Raw genomic sequence first — 4,797 nt, 5'->3', positions numbered from 1 at the left:
AGTGTCATCCGCTCGCAGTCGCCGAGTGTCACACCCGCTCGCAGTCCCCGAGTGTGACCCGCTCGCAGTCCCCGAGTGTGACCCGCTCGCTCGGCAGTCGCCGAGTGTCACTCGCTCGCAGTCCCCGAACGACGCCCGTTCGCAGTCGCCGAACGCACCCGTTCGCAATCGCCGAACGACGCCCGCTCGCAATCGCCGAACGCCACCCGCTCGGCAGTCCCCGAGTGTGATCCGCTCACAGTCCCCGAGCGTCACCCGCTCACAGTCCCCGACCGCCCCTCGCTCACAATCACCGAACGCCGCGCGGACGAAACTGAATACTGATCCGCGGCCCGGTAGGCCTGCGCGTCTTGGGCACCGCGTGCTCCCAGGTGCGCTGGCACGAACCGCCCATCACCAGTAGATCCCCGTGCCCCACCATGTATCGCATGCTCTCGCCGCCGCCGCGCGGCCGCAGCATCAGCGCGCGCGGGGCCCCGATCGAGACAATCGCGACCATCGTGTCGTGGGTCGCCCCGCGCCCGAAGTTGTCCCCGTGCCAGGCGACGCTGTCCTGGCCGTCGCGGTAGTAACAGAGCCCGGCCGTGCGGAACGACTCCCCGAGTTCGGGCCGATAGTGCTCACTCAAGGCCTCTCGCGCGTCGGCGAGCACCGGATCGGGCAGCGGCTCGTGCTCGCTGTAGAACTTCAGCAGCCGCGGCACGTCGACCACCCGGTCGTACATCGGCCGCCGCTCGGCCTTCCACGGCACGTCGTCGACGAGCCGATCGAACAGCGCGTCGGCCCCGGACAGCCAGCCGGGCAGCACATCCACCCAGGCCCCGCGGTCCAGCACCGTGCGCCGGGCGGCGCGAAGCGGTCCGAACTCGGTGTCCCCGAACCCGTCGAGCAGTGATCCCTGTAGCGGTGTCGACATGCCAGCGAATCTACCCGTTATCGAACATATGTGCTAGCGGTAATCGGACGGTCAGTTCCGCGCGAGGATGTCCCGCGCGATATCGACCGAGGCCGCGTAGCACTCCTCGTCGCTCAGCGGCAGGTCACCCATCATCGCGGAGCTCCAGCTGATGGCGAGCAGCGCCTGCCTGGCGTGGAAGACCGCGCGGGGCTCGCGATCGGGCGCGGTCATCAGGTCGGCCAGCACCCGGAACTGGTAGCGCAGGCTCACCCCGAAGCCGAGTTCCCGGAAGGCGGGCTGGTTTTCGGCCATGAATCGCACCATGTCGCGGCCCACGCCGTGCAGCAGCGCGCCGTAGCGGTCGAGGATCTCCCGCGCGCGTTCCGGCCCGGTCGGCGCGTGCTCCGCCCACGCCACGATCTCGTCGATGCCGCGCCGCAGATCGTCGGACAGGCTGGCGACGATGTCCTCTTTGGTGCGGAAGTGGTAGTAGAGCGCGGCTTTGGTCACCTCCAGCCGCTCGGCGATCTCGCGCAGCGACGTCTTCTCGTAGCCGCGCTCGGAGAACAACTCCATCGCCACCGCGCGGATTCGTTCGCGCATGTCGCTGCGGCGGCGATCCATGAGGTACTCCCTTTTGCTTGACGACCGGCTAGTTGGAGCCTAGCGTGACGCCTGCGACCGGATACCTAGCCGGGCGACAAGTAAATAACCTTGGGAGGGCAACGATGACCGAGACGACGGCGCCGATGGCGGGTGTGGCGATGACGGCGATCGGAGTGGCGGTGATCCGCGCGCGGGAATCGGCCAGGCCGGACCGGCTCTACGACGATCCGCTCGCGAGTCGTTTCGTCGAAGCCGCCCGGCGCTTCTACACGGCGACGCCCGATGGAGCGCTGCGTTGGGAACGACTGGAAGCCTTGGCGGACAAGTTCTTCGAGGGTCGGACCGTCGGCGTGCGGCTGGTCGATGATCGAATGAACGAGGCCGTCGAGGCCGGTTGCCGCCAAATCGTCGTCCTCGGAGCGGGTTTGGACACCCGAGCATTCCGGTTGGCGTTGCCTGCCAACCTCCGGTTCTTCGAGATCGACCTGCCGGAGCTGTTCGCATTCAAGGAGCCCGTGCTGGCGGCCGCGAATCCGACGCCGCGTTGTATCCGCGCAGTCATCCCGGCGGACCTCCGTGAAAACTGGTCGGAGCAGTTGCGCGCCAGAGGTTTTCGCGAACAAGAGCCGACCTACTGGGTCGAGGAGGGCGTGCTCGGCTACCTCGGCGGCGAGACGGCGCTGCGAGTCGCCGCGACCCTCACCGAATTATCCGCTCCCGGAAGCCGATTCGGCGCAGGACGCTTCCGGGTCGATCGAAGCCAGGAGCACTACGCCGAACTCGGCCGGCTCGTCGGCGGCGAGCACGACCACCCGGACCGCGTCCCGGGCAGCTTCGAGCAGGACGCCGAGCAGTGGCTCGCCGCGCACGGCTGGCGCACCAGCTTTCGGAGTTGGGACGAACTCGTCGCCCCGCTGGACCGGCCCGTCACCAACGGCGACCCCGATATAGGGCTCATCGAAGCGGTCCGCGAGTAACCGGGCCGGGTTCCGTGGCCCGGCTCACACCGCGATACACCTGCTGAAAGCACGGTCGCGACCGCTGTTACGCTGCTTGCCGTAAGACATCCTTTAACGGACCGTCCGGTGAGGCGGGGAAGGAGGTCGGCATGGCCGTGCCCGAACGGGCCGCCAAGTCCGGCGCTGCCGAGACACCGCAGCGACAGGCTGCAGAGACATCGCAGCGACACACCCCCGAGGGGGTGGAGGCGGGGCGGGAGCTGTTGTCGGCTTCCGATGTCAGTCGGACCATCGCGCGTATCGCGCATCAGATCATCGAGAAGACCGCGCTCGACGCGGGTGAACCGGGCGCGCCACGCGTCGTGCTCATCGGCATTCCGACGAGGGGCACCTCGCTGGCCGCGCGGCTCACGGACAAGATCGAGGAGTTCTCCGGCGTCCGCCCGGCCCTCGGCTCGCTCGACATCACGCTCTACCGTGACGATCTGCGCACCCGGCCGCACCGGCCGCTGGAGCGCACCTCGGTCCCCGAGGGCGGCATCGAGGACGCGCTCGTCGTGCTGATCGACGACGTGCTCTTCTCCGGCCGCACCGTGCGCTCGGCCCTGGACGGCCTGCGCGACCTCGGCCGCCCGCGCGCCGTGCAGCTCGCGGTGCTCATCGACCGCGGCCACCGCGAACTCCCCATCCGCGCCGACTATGTCGGCAAGAACGTGCCGACCTCGCGCTCGGAGGACATCTCGGTCCTGCTCACCGAGCACGACGGTCGCGACGGCGTCTACCTGCGTCAGGAGGCTGAGGCGTGAAGCACCTGCTGACCGTCGGTGACCTGGACCGCGCGACCGCGACCGAGCTGCTGGACGAGGCCGAACGCTTCGAGCAGGCCCTGCTCGGGCGCGAGGTGCACAAGCTGCCGACCCTGCGCGGCCGCACGGTGATGACCGTGTTCTACGAGAACTCCACCCGCACCAGGGTGTCGTTCGAGGTCGCGGGCAAGTGGATGAGCGCCGACGTGATCAACGTCAGTGCGAGCAGCTCCTCGGTCTCCAAGGGCGAATCGCTGCGCGACACCGCGCTCACGTTGCACGCCGCGGGCGCCGACGCGCTGATCGTGCGGCACCCGGCTTCCGGTGCGGCACACCAGATCGCGCACTGGATGGACGCCTGGGCGCGCACGGCGGGACGCTCCGGCCCGGCCGTGATCAACGCGGGCGACGGCACCCACGAGCACCCGACCCAGGCCCTGCTCGACGCGCTGACCCTGCGCCAGCGGCTCGGTGACATCGAGGGCAAGCGGGTCGTCATCGTCGGCGACATCCTGCACAGCCGCGTCGCGCGCTCGAATGTGTTCCTGCTCAACACGCTTGGCGCCGAGGTAGTGCTCGTCGCGCCGCGCACGCTGCTCCCGGTGGGCGTGGACGCCTGGCCCGCCCGCATATCGCACACGCTCGACGCCGAATTGCCCGGCGCCGACGCGGTTCTCATGCTGCGCGTACAGGCCGAGCGGATGAACGGCGGCTTCTTCCCGTCGGCCCGCGAATACTCGATCAACTACGGACTGTCCGAGCGCAGGCTCGCCCTGCTGGACGAGCACGCGGCGGTCCTGCACCCCGGCCCGATGCTGCGCGGCATGGAAATCGCCTCGCCCGTAGCCGATTCCGCGCAGGCCGCGATCCTGCAACAGGTGACGAACGGAGTACACATGCGCATGGCCGTCCTGTTCCGGCTGCTCGTCGGTGCGCAGGAGGTGGTCGCATGAGCGGGCTGCTGATCAAGGGTGCGCTGATCTACGGCGCGGGCGAGCCGGTCGACGTGCTGGTCGCCGACGGCGTGATCCGGGAGATCGGCGCCGGGCTCGACGCAGGCGACGCGGAGGTGATCGACGCGAGCGGGCAGATCCTGCTGCCCGGCTTCGTCGACCTGCACACGCACCTGCGCGAGCCGGGCCGCGAGGACACCGAGACCATCGAATCCGGTTCCGCCGCAGCGGCACTGGGCGGTTACACGGCGGTGTTCGCGATGGCCAACACCAGCCCGGTCGCCGACTCGGTCGTCGTCACCGACCATGTGTGGCGGCGCGGTCAGGAGGTCGGCCTGGTCGACGTGTACCCGGTCGGCGCGGTCACCGTCGGGCTCGAGGGCAAGCAGCTCGCCGAGATGGGCACCATGGCCACCGGCGCGGCCGGGGTGCGGATGTTCTCTGACGACGGCCACTGCGTCTACGACCCGCTGCTCATGCGCCGCGCGCTGGAGTACGCGAACACCTTCGGCGTGCTGATCGCCCAGCACGCGGAGGAGCCGCGGCTCACCGTCGGCGCGGTCGCGCACGAGGGC

Annotated in this window: 6 protein-coding genes; 4 read left to right on the top strand and 2 right to left on the bottom strand. The window is 69.5% G+C overall.

From position 1 onward, the window contains the following. Positions 1-289: 289 nt before the first annotated feature. Positions 290-916, bottom strand: a complete 627-nt coding sequence (locus tag ON39_RS19690) for an alpha-ketoglutarate-dependent dioxygenase AlkB (protein WP_040736424.1) — start codon at positions 914-916, stop codon at positions 290-292. A 51-nt stretch (positions 917-967) separates the two neighbouring features. Further along, positions 968-1,522: a TetR/AcrR family transcriptional regulator gene (locus ON39_RS19685; protein ID WP_040736422.1), complete on the bottom strand. Its 555-nt coding sequence runs from the start codon at positions 1,520-1,522 to the stop codon at positions 968-970. A 104-nt stretch (positions 1,523-1,626) separates the two neighbouring features. Here ON39_RS19685 and ON39_RS19680 point away from each other — a divergent pair, with 104 nt between their 5' ends. The 4 genes from ON39_RS19680 to ON39_RS19665 form a co-directional block, all read left to right on the top strand. Continuing rightward, entirely contained in the window at positions 1,627-2,481 is an 855-nt protein-coding gene (locus ON39_RS19680) for an SAM-dependent methyltransferase (RefSeq protein WP_040736420.1), read from the top strand. Between the two features lie 131 nt (positions 2,482-2,612). Then, positions 2,613-3,269, top strand: coding sequence for a bifunctional pyr operon transcriptional regulator/uracil phosphoribosyltransferase PyrR (pyrR, locus tag ON39_RS19675; RefSeq protein WP_040736418.1), 657 nt, complete (start codon positions 2,613-2,615; stop codon positions 3,267-3,269). Continuing rightward, a complete protein-coding gene (locus ON39_RS19670) occupies positions 3,266-4,222 on the top strand; it encodes an aspartate carbamoyltransferase catalytic subunit (protein WP_040736416.1) in 957 nt (318 codons plus the stop codon). The genes pyrR and ON39_RS19670 overlap by 4 nt, the downstream gene beginning before the upstream one ends. Continuing rightward, positions 4,219-4,797, top strand: a 579-nt coding sequence (locus tag ON39_RS19665; RefSeq protein WP_040736414.1) for an amidohydrolase family protein, incomplete at its 3' end; no start/stop codon positions are given. The genes ON39_RS19670 and ON39_RS19665, both read left to right, overlap by 4 nt.

The sequence above is a fragment of the Nocardia tenerifensis NBRC 101015 genome, from assembly GCF_000308715.1.
Classification (GTDB): Bacteria; Actinomycetota; Actinomycetes; order Mycobacteriales; family Mycobacteriaceae; genus Nocardia; species Nocardia tenerifensis.
Note: the sequence above shows the minus strand (reverse complement) of the source record. Positions and strands in the feature narration are given on the sequence as shown.